This window comes from Acetobacter fabarum, from assembly GCF_040702925.2.
In the GTDB taxonomy this organism is placed as follows: Bacteria; Pseudomonadota; Alphaproteobacteria; order Acetobacterales; family Acetobacteraceae; genus Acetobacter; species Acetobacter fabarum_B.
Genome location: NZ_JBFCXX020000031.1, coordinates 1 through 17,095, shown reverse-complemented (window position 1 = coordinate 17,095; position 17,095 = coordinate 1). Strand labels below are relative to the sequence as shown.

Below are 17,095 nucleotides of genomic sequence, written 5' to 3'. Positions count from 1 at the left end.
TCAACCCACCATGTTGCGTAACATGGCCACGTCAGCGAGGGGTCCGCAGTCACAGCCATATTAACAGTAATCGACGAGACCGTTGGGGCTCCAATGATCTGTGCAAATTGGTCATTATTCGTGGTAGATGTATTGACGTTCCAGAACGTGGTAGCCCCCCACGCCCCAGGTAGAATGCCATTCAGGGTCAGGGGCAACGAGATGGTTTGGCGACTTTCCCCCGTAAATGCTGCCGTCTGCCCCGAAATGCGGTAACGTTTCCCGCTTGGTGTGGACGGGTCTGTGTAGACAGTAATGGCGAAACTACCCGCATCTCCGGCATTTCCTGAATGGGTGGTTTGGGAGATGTCAGACAGGAAAGCGCAAGTCCCAGACCCGCTCATAATTCTCCCGTTCAATCCGCAACTGAAGTATTGCGCATTCGCTCCTGAACGCAGATACAGAGTTCCAGCAGCAGAACCCCCATTTGTATTCTGAGAATAGATTGAAAACGATGTATTGCTATCGGCTTGCGATATCCATGCAGGCCCATAATTGGTCACCCCGGCTGCCGAGCTAGGGTTGACTAGCATAGCCAACAATGCCCCAGTCAATAAATCGCCGGTTTTTTTCACATATCGCGCATCTGCAACAGACGCACCTATGGCCTGATTCTGGGTGTAGTCCGTAGGGGCTGGAACCTTAGTTATTCCAGAGAACGTAACAGGCCCGGTTACCGCCTGCACTGCAGCATTGGTGAGTTGCAGAAACTGCCCGTTGGCCCATGTCTGCGTGGCATAGCCATTGAACAGACTCTGCCAGGTCGCGCCGGTTGCACCTGGGATGGAAACATTGGCATCCGCCGTGCTGACCCAGAACGTGCCGGGGGTTGCTCCGGATACGATTGCACCAGCGGGATAACCGCCAATACCCTGCGCAAATGTCGCGTCAAACGGGCCAAGGTAGCCTGCCTGCAGCACCTGTGTGGCGCTGGAGAGCAGGTTGAGTAGGCCGTTCATGTCCTGCCCACGGGGCGGTTCGCCCCCGGCTGCGCGGGCAATAAAGGTTTCGGGTGGGAAGCCAAGTGCGACCGAGGCCGTGCCATCGCCCACCGTGGCCTGTGTTTGCGGAATAACCGCAATATTCCCCGTAGCCGCAGACGCCCCAATGGGAGAGCCAAACAGCTTGCGGTCATCTGTGCTTTTCATGGTCAGTCGCTCTGAATTGAATAGGAAACTGAAACACCCGCAGGCCGGGGCAACACGCCGCTGTTCTGGATGATGCTCACTTGCACGTCAGTCGGCACAAACTTGAACACATACGTCATGCTCATATCGGCCCCATCATGCACATATGCATCGCCCTGCCCGGCAAAGAGCGTGGTCAATATCTGGTTGAGAGACAGAATTGAGCCGTCAGAAATGTTCGCCAGCGCCTTGGCGTAAATAAGCTGGCGGTATCCATCGTCAGACAGGCGGTAATTGCTTGTGGCGTCCACGCCCCGGTACCAAGGGGCCTGATTGAAGCTGTCTTCCGTCAGGTCATTGGCCTCACGCCAACCCAGATATTTGACTGAGGCAATACTGAGGATGCGAGAAACCCCAACAATGCGGCCCCATACATCCAGCCCATAGCCCTGCGCCGTTTGCACGTTCCAGACCAGATTGTACCAATCGTTTATCATGGCGGACGGATCCAGCATCTGGTTCCACGCCTCGATAAACGAGCAGAGCGCCGGACTGTTCGCATATTGCGACAGAATGGTTTGGCTTACGTCCTGCATCAGTCCACCGATACGTTGATGTTTGCCGCCTCCAGCGTGGGAATCTGGTCAATATCCATAGGCGCCGTAAACCCGACCGGAAGACTGGACGTGCCTATGGTGATCTCAACAATCTTTACCCACGACCCAAGGGCGGCCACGGCGGAATAAAAGCTGCTGGCGTAAAGGGTCTGACCGATCTGGGAGCCCTCCATGCCATCAAAAGCTGCCAGTATGGCGGCCTGCACCTCTGCCGCCGCCGTTGCCGGGACGCCACTGTTTTTCTGCAATGAGACAGCGAAAAACACAGGCGTATCCGTGGCCCGTGTGAACTGCACCGTATAGGTCGGGGGCGTGTGGTAGGCGCTATTGGGGTCGGTCACGGTCACGCTTGTCGTTCCCGTGTAGCCGCAGCCGGGCGGCTTCTTGCTGATAATAGCCAGAGCCACATCCTCATCCGTGCCACCGTTGACGCATACGAACAGGCTGTTTGCCGGGATAGAAACCCCGCCCGTGGTCACGGCGGCAGCCGTGCTGTTGTCGGTCACATACGCATCTGTCACACCATCCACGGAAAGCACCGCGCCAGCAATGGCGTTGAGGGAGCCAATGGCGTTACCCTCTACCGTTGCCTCGCGCCGGGCTTCAAACGCCTGACGCCCTTCCTCCGCACTCCCTGTCACGCCCGCCGCCGGGTTATTGACCGAGGTCAGGCCCGTAACGGACTGATAAACAGACACACTGTTGGCCGGGCAGTAGATCACGCCCGTGGTAGTGCAGGAGAATGACCCCGTGCCCGTACCGGTCGCATCCAGCGTTATGGCCCCGTCCGCCGCGTAATAGTTGCCGCTGCCATCCTGAATGAGCGTTCCCTCTGGCACAACCGTTCCGACCGCACCCACGCAGGTAACGCCTACCACCGTAGCTGTCGCACCCTTGCGACTGATAAAGTAAATATTGCCAATGGCGTCCTGCATGCGTCCGAAGGCCCGGGCCGGGTCCACACCGTTGAAGATGGCAAGCATCTGGTCATACGCATCGCCCAGAATGGCCGTGAGCGACATGGCAAGCTGGCCCTGTGGCGTGGTCAGAGCGGTATTCAGGTTTCCACCCATGGCCGCGTTCAGGTCCGCCAGAGCGCCGGTCAGCATGTCGCTCTCAGCCGGGGCCACAAACCCCGCCTCCGTAAAGGACGGTGCGGGGACTGACGTGGTACCGTAATCAGAACCCGACATTGCTGGTTGTCCCGTCTGTGGTGGTGAAAAGGATTGCCCCGGAAAGAACCCGGTCATAACTCAGGCTGGAGACAAGGCATCGCGCCTCTGCCACTTCTGGCACTGCTGCGGCCTCCCGCTCGGCCTGCGCCTGAAAAACAGAAAGAGACTGATTTTTCCCGAGGATATTGCCGAGGTAAGACAGCCCAGCGTCCGTGTTGTAATAGCACTCACCCTGAAACACGCGCACGGCGGAAGATATATCCTGCCCGATGGCATAGGCGCTGGAGGCCACGGCTATGTTGCCGTCATGGTCAAGCAGTAAGTCCCACGTGCTTCGGTCGAGCAACAACGTGTTCATGGCTTCACCAACAAAAAAGCCGCCCCAAAGGGCGGCTGACAGAATTATGAGAGAGTAAGGAAAAACTACCGTAAAAAGGTACCGGGTACAAGCGGTATCTGCGTAGCCCGCGCAACGGTAGAGGAACTATGCCAAAAACCGCGCGCGGGTACAAGGCTGTTTTGACTTGGCGTTACGCCAGCGCCTTCTTCCCCGCCTCCCTGCGCTGCTCTTCCACCAGCACGTCATCCCAAAGCTGGGTGATAGCCCGCGCGGCCGTGCGTAAATGTGCAAGCAAATCGTCCGCTGAGCGGCCAAAGTTTTTTCTTACGTCCGGCAGGGCATAAGTGGCGTGAAGGAGGGCAACGGAAACAGCATTATCACTCATTCTCTCACCAGCGTTGCCACCCCCGAAGGGATGGCTGGCCGTTACGGCGCTTACGCTGGCACTTTCGCAAAAGGGCGCAGGAACTCCACTGTAGAAGGTTTCCATTTGAGCATTTGCTGGGAACCTGTGGACCCGGCTCGGACGCCATCAAACATGCGTCCGTAGGCCAAGCCTTTGTCGGTCATGCTCCAGTTGCTACTGGAAGAAGAGCCTTTGGTGTGGACCTGTAGCCCCTTTTCTTCCAAAATCTTGTTCACCCTCTGCCCAGACAGACCAAGCGGGCGCCCAAGCTCAGTAACCGTCTGGTAGTTATCCTGCGTGGGTGCCGCTCGAGTATCCAACCCAAGCGCCGGGAGAGGATTTTCGCCACATTTATGCAGGCAATACCGGCCAGCATGCGATGCAGCCTGATTATCATCAAGCCCAAGGGTTTTTGCTATTCCATATCCATCCCGGAAAGCGCGAAGCACGGGAGTTTTGCGGATGCGCTTAGGTTTCGGGGTAGCGCTGGGGATTTGGCCCTTTACCAAGGCATCGAAGGCAGAGATTACCGTGAGATAAAAATCAGGGCTGATCCACGTCGCGTAGTGAATGACCGCCTTGCGATCTGCCCAATATCCACGCCCCTCATTTGGACCGGTTGTGACCAAGGAAACTGGGGTGACCGGAGATCCCCGGTCACCTTCAAGAGCCCGCAGGAACTCCTTGGTTTTCTCTTGAGAATGCCATTCAGACGGTTGGTTCTTCTTATCCTTCCCAGACACCTTCCAGCAGTCACTGAGAGAATACCGCCCCTCCGCGTCCCGGCGGATAGTGGTGGAAAGAATGGTCAGGTTTGTGTTATTGTTCGACATGACGAATTTGTCCATTCGTTGTGGTTGAGGGGATGCTGGGGCAGTCGCCAAACTTTTCCCCGGCATCTCCGTTACTTGCTTGTTCAAGCCAAAACAAAACCTCTGCGTTCTGACTTCTCTTGTTTTTCTCTGCTGATTTCTGCACCCATTCTTTTATATGGACCGGTAATCGCAGCCTTAAGTGGCTTTTGTTCATACTCCACCCCTTATGACGCAATGTGCGTCATGTCCGTATGGTGTGCCAAAGTGCGTCATTGCAGTCAACTGGAAAATGCGTCATTTATGCGTCATGGCAGATGAAGCTCATTTCCGCTTACGGATTCCTCGCGACCTGAAAGAATGGGTCGAGAAGGAAGCCGAGAAAAATCACCGCTCCATCAATGCGGAAATTGTTCACCTGATTGATACAGCGAAAGGCGAAGCCGAATTTCATGCAGATATGGAGGAGCCCTGCATGACGAGTGAGGAATTCGACGAAGCACTCCAATCACATGAGCGCGTAGAGACTGCGCTTTCTGAATTGAATAACAGCGAACTCTTGCAAATACTCTCTGAGAGACTGCTTGGTCGCTTTCCTCACACCCCCCGAGGATAGCGACCCCGAAAGGGCAGCGGGCCTCAATCAGACTGCTTACGCTGGCGTTTGGGAGAAAGGGACGGGGGCGGCCTTCTTTGCTCCGTTCAGCCTGCGCGCCGGTTCCGAATTGATGCCGCACAGCAGGACCGCCAGCCGGGCGAGGCCGCGAGGCGTGATTTTGAAGTCATGCCCCACGCATGTTTCGCCTGAATGCCGCTCCGGGTAAGTTTTGGTCACAAGGCGGCAATACCCCTGTGTCTGGCCATAATGAGCAGGGCGGAGCTTCTTCTTTTTCTCGCCTTCACGGCAGGCCCATTTGTGATCGAGCAGGAAATCAACCACCCTGGACATGCCAATGCCAAGCTCCCGCCCAGCATCCCGAACGCCCATATCGCCCTCAGCTTCCGATATAGCGTCCAGCGCGGCGGCTTTGGGGGAAAGTTCGGCAATCTGACTTTTCTGGCGATCCACCGTTTCCTTGGCAATCGTTAATGCCCGAAGCATGATTTCTTCCGGCGTCTCTTCGGGCGCGACTGCCATGTAGCCGCCAGTTTTACGGATGGCGGGGAGGATTTCGCCCACCACCTTCTCTTCAAAAGCGATTGCGTCTGGCTTCTCAGAATTCATCACAAGGCGATAAAGATCTCGCTCTGGAATTAATTTCAGTCCTCGGGGAGATTTTGCGATAATTCCCAAACCCGTCAATTCGACGGGTTTAAGGTTTTCTGCGGCCTTACAGTGCTTTCGTATTGCCTGATCGGTATCTGAGTATCCAAGAGCTTTGGCTACCTCCATCCCGACAAACCAAACATCGCCATTGCGGTTTACAGCTTGCACATCAACACCATCGAAGGAGAAGGATACAATGTTGTTCGCGCTCATGCCGCCCCTCCTTCACGAAGGAACGGGAACGCACTTAGAACGCGCTCGTGCATCACGAAGTATTCGCAGAATTCGCTCCCACATGCCAAACGAAGAGCGTTCCCTACGCAGGCGCGAATTTTATTCACATCATCGCCGCAAAGAAGAACATCCGCGGTAAGCATCATAAATGCCTCAAGGGCAATTTGGTGCTGCGCCATAGATGCGGCTTGCGGGTCTATCCCATCTTTGAGCATACAAGCCACAGCATCAGGAGATTGATGAAGATTTTGATATTTTTCGTCCATTCTGATACGATCAGACATAGCAGTTTTCCTATTCTGCGTGAGAGGCATCGGGGCGGTCGCCAAACTCAGCCGCGATGCCTTTTCTTTCCTGATAATTTCCCGCTCAATAATTAAATTTATTGTCGAGTTGATTGACCTACCCTCGCTTGTGGAGATCTGAGTTAGCCAATCCTTGCACCGAGATGGTACTCGAAGTTTGATTTGTGGCCATTCTCGCAACATTTATCCTCCGTGTGTCTTTGTGACGACACAACGTCACACCACCAGTGGTGTATTGTCAAATATTTTTTTCTGCTATGGTCGTCGCATGGCACGTGAAGATTCTCAATTCCGCATCCGACTTCCTGCAGAACTCAAGGACGCACTCGAAGAGGCTGCCCTGGCTTCCGGATCGTCGTTTAACGCAGAAATTACCGAGCGTTTAGCTCGTAGTTTTTGGCCCAAATCAGAAACTGATGCAGACCGCGCGCCGGAAATACTATCCAAAAAAATATCATATTTACATCAAGATTATGAAAATGCTGAATCTGCGATAGAAGAGATATTGACGGCCATAAATAAAATAAAATCTCAGGATTATGTAAGTGACGAAATCAGAGGTTTCCTAATAAAAAGGCTAGCTGAACTGGAAAACGAAAAAAAAGAAATTGATCAGAAATTAAGGTTATTAGATTTTAGAAGATCTTACGCCCGCGACTGATACTCTTATCCATTCCGACGGCGGGTATGGTCATCATAACCATACCCTTTGAAAGAGCGGGAATAGACGCAGAAGAGGTTCCTAACCCCGTTCCCCATCTGCCCAATCCAAATTATATATACAATATGACTTGCCCAATCTGGTCTTATCGTATATACAATAATCCATGAGATACGATTGGGACGAAGCAAAAAGACAGAGCAACATCGCCAAACACGGCGTTGATTTTGTCGTCGCAGAGGGCTTCGAATGGGACGTTGCTCTCATTATGGCCAGCCAGAGTGCCAACGAGCCTCGCCTCGTCGCAGTCGCCCCGATCAGTCTGCGGCTTCATGTTCTGGTATTCAGCATTGAAACCCGCACTGTTCGGATAATCAGCCTGCGTAAGGCCAACAAACGGGAGGCAAAGCTCTATGCCGCGCAAACCTGAATTTATCATGCCCACGGATGATGAAGATGCCCGGATCAATCAGGGTATTGCCATGGACCCGGACAGCCCGGAACTGACAGAGGCAGACTTCCTGCGGGCACAGACTGCCCAAGAGGTCGCCCCTGCCCTAGCCAACGCACGCCGGGTGCGCGGGCCGCAGAAAGCCCCCACGAAGGCACTGGTCTCTATACGGCTAGACCCCGATCTTGTGGAGCGCCTCAAGGCTAGTGGCCCCGGCTGGCAGAGCCGGGCAAATGATCTGCTGCGTCAGGCGGTGGGGCTTTAAGGCGTTCCCCATCTGTGTACCTTTTGGGGGCGGGTGGGTACTGGCAGGCTGGGTGGGAAGGGAATCCACATGACCGACAAAAAGCCCGCGCCTTCATCCGCGCCCAAGCCGACACGCCCAAGCAACGCGTCATTAATTAGTAAAATCAAACCCTCTCGGGGAGCATTCGTGGGCGATGCCGCATTAAGGCCCCCGCAGACATCCCCAAGCAGTAGCAAGAAAAAATGATGCGGGCGGCGTTAGGCTCAACATGATCCATGCAGCCTTGAGCCAACGCCTGTCACGCTTTATCGTTTTGATGCACTCTTCGTTTACGGCAAACGTGGCGAAAGCAAGCCATAGGCTAGCGCTCTCCACATCACGCTCCGGCGCGTCCTTGAGAACTCTATCAACCGTATCCGGGTCTATGTTTTTTGACAGTAGCGTAGTGGAGAACAAGCCTCCAATGCAGAGCAGTGCAGTGACACTGAACCCAGCAGCTAGAAACGAACAGACAAGGCTATAACCTTGACTAGAGAAGGCACCCGCAAGGGATGCGGTCGTAAGTGTAACTGAAAGGGGAAGGATTGCTCCAAGCCGAGCCTTTATCCTGTCGAATGACGCAATAGTTTCCTTGTATGCCTCATCAGCAAGGGTGCGCTTTTCCTTTGCCAGCCAGAGGTCAAACCCTTCGTCGCTCATCACTCCGGCCCCCCTGTATTCCCGCTTCCCGTCTGCACGCCCGAGTGCTTGTGGCTCTCAAGGCTGATACTGCCTGCCTTCACGTCCCCGGTGGCTGTCACAGTCCCGGCCACGTTCACCGCGCAGTTAATGTCACACTCAGCGGCATCGACCACAAACTTGCCCGCCGTCTTGACGTGCACATCGCCCCCGACCCAGCCGATGTATTCTGCCGGGGCCGCGTTGAGGAAGCCGCCGATGTACAGCGCATCCGCGTAATCATGCTGGCGGAAGCTGCCGGGGGCGGACGCGGCGCGGTTGGCCTTTACGCCGGATATGTCCCGCCCGCACACAATGAGCGCGCCAATATCCCCCACAGCCGGGTCACAGATCACCGCCCGCGTGCCGCCCTGTAGGCGGAAATAGGGAATGCCGTAGATAATGCCGTGCGGCACCGTGCGCCCTGCCCCGTCCTGCTGGTGCACCATAATCTGCACGTCCACCGTGCCGACCGGCTCCAACCCTGTGGCGTGGACGCCCTTCACCTGCACCAGCGTGTCTGCGCCGATCATGGAGAGGACGCGGCGGATTGCGGCATTGGTGCCGTTGAAACCAGAAGCCCCATCAGGCCTTTGCCAAGAACCGGGGAGATTACCCAAGTTTGTAGTTTGCTGGGTTGTCACCGCGCGTTGCTCCTACAAAGGTTGTCCACTGGCCGTCCGGTACTTCTGATTCCAGATTGTGCTCGATGATGTACGGGGTCCAGATGCCATTGGCCGGGGAGGTCTGGGCTGGCACCTGCCCATTCTGGTTATCAACCCACCCAGCCGGGGCGTAATCGCTTTTGAGGCGAAGGGGGGAATTGTACCGGATATTGGGGTTGAACAGGCACTCGAACAGAACGCCCGCATCACTGTAAGCCGGGTAGCCGATAAGGCCATTCTTGGTGCTAATATCCGGCATGTCTTTTTCTGCGGATATGTCCACACTGTCTAAGGGCCATATATGCAATGATTCCAGATCTTCATTTACATGGAAAACTACCTTTGCCGCCAAGGCAAGGCGCTCCAAAATACTTCTGGCATCACCCCAACCATAGAAGCTGGGGAAAACTGTGTGCACGCCATGATTCACAAGCGTCCATCCCATTGCGTTCGCAACAACGGAGGCCACCGTTACCAAAGAAACTGCGGAAGAAAATGAAATTGTCGGAATGATCTTTGCCGCCGCCAAGCACAAATTATTTGCCTCCACTTGGAACGCTACATTGGGCGCGCCGGTAAAATCTGCGAATGCGGCAGTAACATATCCTGAAAATATAGTAGTCATGGGCGTTTTTTCATCGCCGCCATAAAGAGTGATTCGGTTTGCATTTTGCCAAGTTTGCCGCGCGCGAATAACAGACATGCGGTTCATTTCGCTTAATGTCATTCCCTCAATACGCAGGGAGAGAGACGATCCCGAAGCCATGCCTGCGTTTGTGATGTGAGCGCGGACCCTATGCCCAGAAAGGGTTAAATTATCCTTGCCGCCCGGTCCAAAACCTCCCGTAACGAGATTGAAATTCACATCCAATTTGCGGCTGTGAAGTTTTCCAGACGTTCTTTTCCCAACAACTTCAATTGGGGGATCGTTTGTTTCAGACATTCGCACCCTCCTGATACATCAGAACATACCGACCACTAAGGCCAGAGTAATCTGGGTCACTTTCCCCCTCTTGGTCAGCAAACATCATATCTCCCGGCATGCCGAAATAGGACTTCTGCACAAGCCACGTTCTGTCCTGGCACAGCAGCCCGGCGATAATCATTGTCCCATTCAGCCAGATATTCATGTACAGGCCGGTTGTGCGCTGCTGAATATCAAGCTGAACAGACTGACCGGACAAAGCGACCTGAACCAATTGCTGGGCAACGGCGTTCAGGGGAATAACAATAGGATCAGCCATCTTTCACCCACTTATAGAAGCGGCTTGCGCGCTTGTTGCGGCCTCGGTTGAAACCGGTCCTGAGAAAGACTTTGCCTCGCCGCTGGGTTTTACAGTTTTTGTTAACTGGTTGGAGGCAGTAAGCCGCACCTCCTGCAACCGGATCTCCGCCCACAGCAGAGTGATGCCCCGCTCAACCGAGCGGCGCAGAGAGTATTCCACCACGTTCATGTTCGTGTAGCTCTGCTCGGGCGTGGTCACGAGGTAGAGGTTCAGGTCCGCCACCAGAGCGTCCAGAGCGTTGGTAAAGCTGGTGCGGGCTTTCTGTTCCTTGGATGGGCCAGCAATGCCTGTAGCAGATAACAGATTGCTGATTGCGCTCAGGTTCCCGTAACTCATGGTGGTGCCGTCACACAGCATTTCCACCATGATCTCGCTCGGGCGCTTGACCTTGTTGTAGGACATAAATGCACCGTTCTCTAACGGCGCGTCAGAGATCATATACCCGGCGCGAATATCCACCGCCCGCACCCGGCCAGACGTAACCACGGCCACGCCCTTGCTGTCGAAAATACCCCACTGCTTGTCTGCCTGCTGGATCAGGTAGCTTTGCAGCAGCGTGTCCAGTTCGACCGAGGCCACGGCCTCCGCATCGGAAATGACCGTGGACCATAGCTTGGGAACGCCCGCGCCCGGAATAACATTGGCTGTGACCGGCTGGGCCACCGTTTGCATAACCATGATTGGCTCCTGAATGGTGGGGGCAGCGTAGTACAGGTTGGGGGGTGGGTACAAGGAACGTATTGACGTTGCGCTCGGGTTGTGGAACGTTATTGGAACGATGTCGGTATTCCGTTGTTGGTCCATATTCAGGATCAAGAAGTGTAAAAAACGTTTACACACATCTCTTGCATTTCCTTCTACTCAACCGAAATCTAGTATGGTATGCGGCTATCAATGATAGCGTTGTACCTGAAAGGAAGCAGCTATGGCTAACTACGCTCGCCGTTTGGCGAATAGTGCCGCAGCAGGATTCGCTGGCCTTTTGGCGTTTGCTACGCCCGTGCAGCACCAGAAAGTTGTTAGCGCGAATGAAATTACCGCGCGAGCATGGGCAAAAACAGGCGCTTCTCTGCGCAGATCTATGAAGAGCATTGATGCAGAACTCTCCAGCGCCAGAATATCATCCAATACACCCGACTAACCAGCCGGATATGCCGCGGATTAATGTGGTTGGTGTGGCCCAAGGCCAACCACAACCAGTGCCTATTGCTCAATTCGCATTCCAAAGCCACACAGGCCCGCTTCCCCTTGCATCTGAACTGGCCGCTTATGACAAGATACAGCCAGATCTCGTTAACCGAATCGTTTGCATGGCGGAGGCTAACGGACAAAGCGAGCGGGAGCAGATTAAGGCCGCGCAAAGAAGCTATTTTTGGCTCAATCTGGTCGGAAAATTCTTTGGCTTTGTATTCGCCATTTCCTCTCTTGCAGCCACTGTTTGGTTGTGCCTGAATGGACATGATGCAGTCGGCGGAAGCATTGGGGTGGCCGCAGTAGGCGGAACTGTAGCGGCGCTCATATCGGGGAAAGCAACAAGAGCCGAAGCTGCCAAATAACTCTCCCCTCTATTCCACTTCCCCGCTATCCTCCCTACAGAAATGTAATGGAGGCGGATTTGAGACGTTTACTGCTTGTGATCGCGGCCCTTGCGGTGGGCGGGAATTCCCGCTCACCCTTCCCCTAAGCCAGAGCCTTCCGCCCCACCCCCTTGCGCTGCTCTTCCACCAGCACGTCCCCATAAAGCTGGGTGATGGCGCGCGCGGCCGTGCGTAAATGTGCAAGCAAATCGTCCGTTGAGCGGCCAAAGTTTTTTCTTACGTCCGGCAGGGCATAAGTGGCGTGAAGGAGGGCAACGGAAACAGCATTATCACTCATTCTCTCACCAGCGTTGCCACCCCCGAAGGGATGGCTGGCCGTTACGGCGCTTACGCTGGCACTTTCGCAAAAGGGCGCAGGAACTCCACTGTAGAAGGTTTCCATTTGAGCATTTGCTGGGAACCTGTGGACCCGGCTCGGACGCCATCAAACATGCGTCCGTAGGCCAAGCCTTTGTCGGTCATGCTCCAGTTGCTACTGGAAGAAGAGCCTTTGGTGTGGACCTGTAGCCCCTTTTCTTCCAAAATCTTGTTCACCCTCTGCCCAGACAGACCAAGCGGGCGCCCAAGCTCAGTAACCGTCTGGTAGTTATCCTGCGTGGGTGCCGCTCGAGTATCCAACCCAAGCGCCGGGAGAGGATTTTCGCCACATTTATGCAGGCAATACCGGCCAGCATGCGATGCAGCCTGATTATCATCAAGCCCAAGGGTTTTTGCTATTCCATATCCATCCCGGAAAGCGCGAAGCACGGGAGTTTTGCGGATGCGTTTGAGCTTGAAGGGGGTCGGGGAATTTCCCGAGGGCTCAAGCTCCAACCAACGGTCCACCACCTTCTTGCGCTGCCGGGCGTCATAACCAGTGATCAGTGTGATGGTGTGGCTGCGATCAAGGTGGATGGTTTTGATAAAGCCACGATGGTCTTTTTCTACGATAACCCCTTGAATTTGTTCATTCCCCAAATCTGGGGAATGCCCGATAACCTGCTCCAGCATCGATTTGATGTCTCGGATAACATGGTCATGACGCTTGCCCGTCAGTTCGGCAATTTCCTTGCTGGACATCGTAGGGCTGGAATTTGGTGATGATGGTGTGATAATAGAAGTCATATCAGTGTTTCCTTATTCACTGTCAGAGGCATCGGGTGTCTGATTGGCGTCGAGACCCGGTGCCTTTTTTGTTTCTGCCAATCCGCGCTCAAGCAAATAAATGACTGCCGCGTTTCGGCTCCTAAACCCTTCGGGAATTCCGAAGCTGTCGATCGAATCCACGATCTTCTTCGGTACTCTCAATTGGATGCGCGAAACATCCTCTTTCTGAGTGCCAGGGCCATAGCCCGTTGTGTATGCCAATTTCTACTCCTTTCATGTATGGCGCACCTGCATGCGCCAGATGATGGATACATTAGTGTCAATTACTGTGTCAATTGATATGTCACCATCAATTGTGCTGAAATTATACATTCGCCGGATACGGAGATAGAAATGGCATTAGATCAGGATAAACCAACCACCGAGCGGCGCATCCACGTCTTGCCGATAGAACTTCTTGACCGGATACGCGCCTATCAATCTGAAAATAATATTCCATCAGAAGTAGAAGCTGTGCGCAGACTATTAAGTGAAGCTCTGCAAGCTCGGGATACCATTGATGATTTAATGAAACAGGTCCGTGCATACTTTCGGCAAGATAGAGACCTGCGCGCGATGGCCAAGGATGTCTTGAGTGGACATATCCTTGTCAATCGCATTGACATTGCAGATAACGAGGTCCGGTTCGGCATGAGGAATGGAGACGCTGGCTCGATTAAACGCGATGGCTCAATGAAGACGGGTTCTGTAACAGACGATGGGAATGTGTGGCTTAATAATGACTGGCCGCGCGGGCCTGAGCGCTCCACATCAAACTGGGATTCCCCCGTGCACGATTTAGACAAAGAAATCCCCTTCTAACCCCGTTCCCCATCTGTGTACCTTTTGGGGGTGGACGGGTACTGGCAGGCTGGGCGGGAAGGGAGCGAGTCAAAATGAGCGATAAAAAGAATATCTACGAGGAAAAACTCAAGCAGCTTGGAGCAGACAAAGACTGCCCTGCGTGCGGCGTGCATCCTGATTGGGTAATTATAGAAAGCTTTGATGCTGATAATGTTACCGCTGTTTTGCCGCATAGAAATTTTGATATGAAAATGGGAACAGTAACATTTGCTGGAACAAAGGTTGTTAATGTAGCCTGCAATAATTGTGGATACATTCGGCAGCACATGCTTGTTATATTGAATAGAGACCCATCAGAAATTAAATATTTTAATGGCAAAAAAAATGATGGACAGTAATATTGTATACCCAGAATCTTGGAAAAATGGGGGTAGTGAACCCCCTCGGGAGCCGCCGATCATGGCCGAACGCATAGCGATACTTGAGCATCAAGCGAAAACAGCCGAAAGCCGCATGGAACGGATTGAGGATAAGCTTGACCGCGCCATAGAAATGCTGGGCCGCACAGCAACGACAAACGGCCTATGGACCATGGTTGCAACTGTAGTCGGCCTCTGCGCTGCATCGGTAGGGGTAATCGTGGCAATTCTGACTTGGCTGCAAGGCTTCCACCACTAAACAAGCTGGCCGCGTCGTCCGCGAATTTCTGCTCCCATTCCTCCATCAGTGCGCTAAGGTGGAGGAAAATTTAGGAGGCGGATTTGAGACGTTTACTGCTTGTGATCGCGGCCCTTGCGGTGCCGGGGGTGGGGTGGTGTGAGGGGTATAAGCCTGATTTTAACTGCGCCTCAGACCACTCTAAAGACAGTATTGCAACGATGCTGTGTCAGAATAGTGAAGCAGCAAAGCACGAGTTAATTTTTGACCAAACCTACTATGCGCTCAGGAGCATAGTAGGAAAAGAAGGATGGAAAAGCCTTAAGGTTGAAGCAATATCAGACGATGAGGGCTTAAAAGACTGCATAGCCCCCCCTCTGCCCGACGGGACACTCCCGGTTGCTGACCCGGCCTGTTACATCACCAAAATGGACGCCATCACGGGAAAGTACAAACAGCGTCTTTCTGGAAATGCATTGCAAGAAGCAAACCGGCCAATAGATCAGCATATTGCTATTCAGCAAAAGCTTATTGACCTTGGCTACCTACCTACCGGGACAGTGGCCGATGGTGTTTACGGAGAATCTACTCGGCAGGCCATCTCAACATGGCAGAGAGTTACGCATCAGACTGACATAGATGGCTTTGTTTCCAATTCTCAGGCGTCTTTACTCTTAAATTCCACGCGGGCCGCCTCTGCAGAGAGCGTGCCTACGCAACAGGCCGGAGTAATTATCACCAGTGGGCGCAATCCCGTTCCCGGACTTCCTACAGAATGCCACGGAGATGCGAAGCCTATAACAATGATTATAGGTTTTGAAGATCCTTATGAGGTAACTGGAAAATGCTATATTATCCAGATAGCTACTCGATTTGGTTCAAAGCAATGGATAGACGAGAACACTGTTTTAATAATAGATAGCATTCCAAGCGGTGGAGAGTCATATTCTACAATTATACATGATCCGCATGGGCACGTTAAATATGGTTCTCCGGCAATAGTTATAGGCGGTAATCCGATTAAATACACTGCCGCTTCAGGGGAAATGATCATCGCCCCAACTCTTATCGTTCTTAAATATGGAACAGAGGGTGGCGCAGAGTGATCATTATGCCGCCCCAGAGTTAGAGAATGAAGCCGCCGTTCTCATTTCTACAATCTTGCGCTGCACAGCGTCCCCGGCCCGCTCTGGGCTGGGGGAAACTATTTTAATCTCTCCCACGTTGACCGTATTGTGTGTGGTGTTCTGGCTCGCATCCGCGCCACCTCGCGGCATGCCCCGCACGGCCTCCAGAGCTGCACTCACCCCCGATATATAGTTCTGGGTCTCACGCGGGGCATGGGCCTGCCAGTCCCCGCCATACTGAGACATGCTCTTGCTCAGGTTGCCATCGCCCCAGTTGTATTCGGCTATGCTGGCCGACAAAGACCCACCATAATTTGCAAAGTTGTTGTGGAACCGCTTTGCAGCATAGCGCGCGGCCTGCTCAAAGTTCATGGGATCAACACCAGCCTCCTTAGCCACGCCGGGCATGATCTGGAAGTCGCCCAGCGCCCCAGCGGAGGATGGCTTGGCGTTAGTGCCGCGTGAACTCTCACGAGCCCATATGGCGTCCATAAACCCCGCAGGCAGCCCGTATTGCGCATCCAACTTGCTCAGGAACATCTTCTTTGCAGCATTATTGGTGTCATTCTTGGAGAGTGACGGGGATGCCCCGTTCCAGAACAAATCACCTGCCATATAGGCATCAGCAGCAAGGTTCAGCCCCCCAAAGGCGCGGGACGCGATGCGGCCAATTCGGGCCGCACGGGACGCTCTGGCTGCGACTGGCGCGGCCTCTTTTGCGGTCTCGGCTACTGCCTCCCCCGCCTTTTCTGCACCACCAGCAATCTTCCCGCCCTCGGCCAGACGCTCGATGCTTTTTAGAGCGCGGAGGAAGCGAACGCCACCGACAATGCTGAGAACGCCTAGTATAGCAGTGCCAACGCCAGCAATGGCCGCAGACGTGCCAATCAGCCCTTTGGTCAGGCCCGGATTTCTTTTTTCAAAGTCGGACATGGCCCCAGTAATACTGGTCAGGGCCGGGAGTAGATTACCCTCTAACTCCTGCGCATACACTCGGTTCTGCTCGATCAGTTCCTTGTACCGCGCTTGCAGCTTTTCCGATGCCTCCGCGTTCTCCTGCATTCTTTTCCCGAAGGATTCATACGTGGAAAACGTGGACTTTACCGCGCTGCCTCCCTTGAGAACGAGATCAATAGACCCCTGATCCAGACCAATATCCTGCAAGAGTCCAACGCGCGGAGCATTGGCCAGCTTGGTCCTGTTTTCAGCAAGATTTTGGTAAAACTTGCTAATGTCATTGATCTGGCCTGTCTTGATGTCGATGCCATCACTCACACCCAACTGGGATAGCCTTTGCGCAAGCTGGGCGGCCTGCGCGGGGTCCGTCATGGCACTCTGAATGTTCTGTATGGACGCCGTTTGTTGATTTTCACTGAGAACTGACCCGGGTAGGGCGGAAATTTTCATCGAGATTTGACCCATGCCTTCACACTCC

At 53.8% G+C, this 17,095-nt stretch carries 26 protein-coding genes and 1 pseudogene; 9 read left to right on the top strand and 18 right to left on the bottom strand.

The genetic code is table 11. The features are described from left to right. From AB2L51_RS14150 to AB2L51_RS14120, 7 genes and pseudogenes are all read right to left on the bottom strand, one after another. Positions 1–1,187: pseudogene (locus AB2L51_RS14150) on the bottom strand (hypothetical protein); the annotation flags it as partial. 2 nt (positions 1,188–1,189) lie between these two features. Beyond that, positions 1,190–1,762 (bottom strand): DUF2612 domain-containing protein, encoded by a 573-nt coding sequence (locus AB2L51_RS14145; protein ID WP_395582904.1) that lies wholly within the window; start codon positions 1,760–1,762, stop codon positions 1,190–1,192. Beyond that, a complete protein-coding gene (locus AB2L51_RS14140) occupies positions 1,762–2,976 on the bottom strand; it encodes a baseplate J/gp47 family protein (RefSeq protein ID WP_395582905.1) in 1,215 nt (404 codons plus the stop codon). Before AB2L51_RS14140 ends, AB2L51_RS14145 begins: the two co-directional genes overlap by 1 nt. After that, positions 2,963–3,316: a contractile injection system sheath initiator gene (locus AB2L51_RS14135; RefSeq protein WP_395582906.1), complete on the bottom strand. Its 354-nt coding sequence runs from the start codon at positions 3,314–3,316 to the stop codon at positions 2,963–2,965. The genes AB2L51_RS14140 and AB2L51_RS14135 overlap by 14 nt, the downstream gene beginning before the upstream one ends. 172 nt (positions 3,317–3,488) lie before the next feature. Beyond that, positions 3,489–3,683 (bottom strand): hypothetical protein, encoded by a 195-nt coding sequence (locus tag AB2L51_RS14130; RefSeq protein WP_395582907.1) that lies wholly within the window; start codon positions 3,681–3,683, stop codon positions 3,489–3,491. Between the two features lie 50 nt (positions 3,684–3,733). After that, entirely contained in the window at positions 3,734–4,537 is an 804-nt protein-coding gene (locus AB2L51_RS14125; protein WP_395582908.1) for a KilA-N domain-containing protein, read from the bottom strand. Beyond that, on the bottom strand, positions 4,524–4,733 hold the full coding sequence (locus AB2L51_RS14120; RefSeq protein ID WP_395582909.1) for an Arc family DNA-binding protein: 210 nt from the start codon (positions 4,731–4,733) through the stop codon (positions 4,524–4,526). The genes AB2L51_RS14125 and AB2L51_RS14120 overlap by 14 nt, the downstream gene beginning before the upstream one ends. A 93-nt stretch (positions 4,734–4,826) precedes the next feature. Here AB2L51_RS14120 and AB2L51_RS14115 point away from each other — a divergent pair, with 93 nt between their 5' ends. Then, on the top strand, positions 4,827–5,132 hold the full coding sequence (locus AB2L51_RS14115; protein ID WP_395582910.1) for an Arc family DNA-binding protein: 306 nt from the start codon (positions 4,827–4,829) through the stop codon (positions 5,130–5,132). A 36-nt stretch (positions 5,133–5,168) separates the two neighbouring features. Here AB2L51_RS14115 and AB2L51_RS14110 read toward each other — a convergent pair whose 3' ends face one another. After that, positions 5,169–5,996: a phage antirepressor KilAC domain-containing protein gene (locus AB2L51_RS14110; RefSeq protein WP_395582911.1), complete on the bottom strand. Its 828-nt coding sequence runs from the start codon at positions 5,994–5,996 to the stop codon at positions 5,169–5,171. Next, a complete protein-coding gene (locus AB2L51_RS14105) occupies positions 5,993–6,301 on the bottom strand; it encodes a hypothetical protein (protein ID WP_395582912.1) in 309 nt (102 codons plus the stop codon). The genes AB2L51_RS14110 and AB2L51_RS14105 overlap by 4 nt, the downstream gene beginning before the upstream one ends. Positions 6,302–6,524: 223 nt before the next feature. Between AB2L51_RS14105 and AB2L51_RS14100 the strand changes: the two genes are divergently transcribed. From AB2L51_RS14100 to AB2L51_RS14090, 3 genes are all read left to right on the top strand, one after another. Further along, positions 6,525–6,983: an Arc family DNA-binding protein gene (locus AB2L51_RS14100; protein ID WP_400922464.1), complete on the top strand. Its 459-nt coding sequence runs from the start codon at positions 6,525–6,527 to the stop codon at positions 6,981–6,983. Between the two features lie 166 nt (positions 6,984–7,149). Beyond that, entirely contained in the window at positions 7,150–7,413 is a 264-nt protein-coding gene (locus tag AB2L51_RS14095) for a BrnT family toxin (RefSeq protein ID WP_395582914.1), read from the top strand. After that, the gene (locus AB2L51_RS14090) at positions 7,397–7,699 is read left to right on the top strand and encodes a BrnA antitoxin family protein (protein WP_395582915.1); all 303 of its coding nucleotides are present in this window, start codon (positions 7,397–7,399) and stop codon (positions 7,697–7,699) included. Before AB2L51_RS14095 ends, AB2L51_RS14090 begins: the two co-directional genes overlap by 17 nt. Positions 7,700–7,882: 183 nt before the next feature. Here the strand turns inward: AB2L51_RS14090 and AB2L51_RS14085 are convergent, their stop codons facing one another. Genes AB2L51_RS14085 through AB2L51_RS14065 form a run of 5 tightly spaced genes read right to left on the bottom strand, consistent with a single transcriptional unit; the run spans position 7,883 to position 11,027 of the window. Next, positions 7,883–8,380, bottom strand: a complete 498-nt coding sequence (locus tag AB2L51_RS14085) for a hypothetical protein (RefSeq protein WP_395582916.1) — start codon at positions 8,378–8,380, stop codon at positions 7,883–7,885. Continuing rightward, positions 8,380–9,018: a baseplate assembly protein gene (locus AB2L51_RS14080; protein WP_395582917.1), complete on the bottom strand. Its 639-nt coding sequence runs from the start codon at positions 9,016–9,018 to the stop codon at positions 8,380–8,382. The genes AB2L51_RS14085 and AB2L51_RS14080 overlap by 1 nt, the downstream gene beginning before the upstream one ends. After that, positions 9,011–10,006 carry a baseplate hub protein gene (locus AB2L51_RS14075; protein ID WP_395582918.1) on the bottom strand — a complete coding sequence of 332 codons (996 nt, stop codon included), beginning with the start codon at positions 10,004–10,006 and terminating at the stop codon, positions 9,011–9,013. The genes AB2L51_RS14080 and AB2L51_RS14075 overlap by 8 nt, the downstream gene beginning before the upstream one ends. Then, positions 9,999–10,307: a phage baseplate plug family protein gene (locus tag AB2L51_RS14070; RefSeq protein ID WP_395582919.1), complete on the bottom strand. Its 309-nt coding sequence runs from the start codon at positions 10,305–10,307 to the stop codon at positions 9,999–10,001. Before AB2L51_RS14070 ends, AB2L51_RS14075 begins: the two co-directional genes overlap by 8 nt. Before the next feature lie 3 nt (positions 10,308–10,310). After that, positions 10,311–11,027: a phage baseplate protein gene (locus tag AB2L51_RS14065; RefSeq protein WP_395582920.1), complete on the bottom strand. Its 717-nt coding sequence runs from the start codon at positions 11,025–11,027 to the stop codon at positions 10,311–10,313. A gap of 416 nt (positions 11,028–11,443) precedes the next feature. Here AB2L51_RS14065 and AB2L51_RS14060 point away from each other — a divergent pair, with 416 nt between their 5' ends. Beyond that, entirely contained in the window at positions 11,444–11,905 is a 462-nt protein-coding gene (locus tag AB2L51_RS14060) for a DUF2335 domain-containing protein (RefSeq protein WP_395582929.1), read from the top strand. A gap of 124 nt (positions 11,906–12,029) precedes the next feature. On the opposite strand, the gene AB2L51_RS14055 is transcribed toward AB2L51_RS14060, so the two are convergent. From AB2L51_RS14055 to AB2L51_RS14045, 3 genes are read right to left on the bottom strand one after another with little or no spacing between them, the layout of a single operon-like run. Further along, complete coding sequence (locus tag AB2L51_RS14055; RefSeq protein ID WP_395582921.1) at positions 12,030–12,224, bottom strand: hypothetical protein; 195 nt, start codon at positions 12,222–12,224, stop codon at positions 12,030–12,032. 50 nt (positions 12,225–12,274) lie between these two features. After that, positions 12,275–13,051 carry a Rha family transcriptional regulator gene (locus AB2L51_RS14050; RefSeq protein WP_395582922.1) on the bottom strand — a complete coding sequence of 259 codons (777 nt, stop codon included), beginning with the start codon at positions 13,049–13,051 and terminating at the stop codon, positions 12,275–12,277. A gap of 12 nt (positions 13,052–13,063) precedes the next feature. Beyond that, positions 13,064–13,294, bottom strand: coding sequence for a ribbon-helix-helix domain-containing protein (locus tag AB2L51_RS14045; protein WP_395582923.1), 231 nt, complete (start codon positions 13,292–13,294; stop codon positions 13,064–13,066). A 132-nt stretch (positions 13,295–13,426) separates the two neighbouring features. Here AB2L51_RS14045 and AB2L51_RS14040 point away from each other — a divergent pair, with 132 nt between their 5' ends. The 4 genes from AB2L51_RS14040 (at position 13,427) to AB2L51_RS14025 (ending at position 15,639) form a co-directional block, all read left to right on the top strand. After that, the gene (locus AB2L51_RS14040; RefSeq protein ID WP_395582924.1) at positions 13,427–13,894 is read left to right on the top strand and encodes a hypothetical protein; all 468 of its coding nucleotides are present in this window, start codon (positions 13,427–13,429) and stop codon (positions 13,892–13,894) included. A 74-nt stretch (positions 13,895–13,968) separates the two neighbouring features. Next, positions 13,969–14,274 carry a hypothetical protein gene (locus AB2L51_RS14035; RefSeq protein ID WP_395582925.1) on the top strand — a complete coding sequence of 102 codons (306 nt, stop codon included), beginning with the start codon at positions 13,969–13,971 and terminating at the stop codon, positions 14,272–14,274. 61 nt (positions 14,275–14,335) lie between these two features. After that, complete coding sequence (locus AB2L51_RS14030; RefSeq protein ID WP_395582926.1) at positions 14,336–14,554, top strand: hypothetical protein; 219 nt, start codon at positions 14,336–14,338, stop codon at positions 14,552–14,554. Between the two features lie 83 nt (positions 14,555–14,637). After that, positions 14,638–15,639 carry a peptidoglycan-binding domain-containing protein gene (locus AB2L51_RS14025; RefSeq protein ID WP_395582927.1) on the top strand — a complete coding sequence of 334 codons (1,002 nt, stop codon included), beginning with the start codon at positions 14,638–14,640 and terminating at the stop codon, positions 15,637–15,639. A 3-nt stretch (positions 15,640–15,642) separates the two neighbouring features. Here AB2L51_RS14025 and AB2L51_RS14020 read toward each other — a convergent pair whose 3' ends face one another. After that, positions 15,643–16,989, bottom strand: a complete 1,347-nt coding sequence (locus tag AB2L51_RS14020) for a transglycosylase SLT domain-containing protein (protein ID WP_395582928.1) — start codon at positions 16,987–16,989, stop codon at positions 15,643–15,645. Positions 16,990–17,095: the final 106 nt, after the last annotated feature.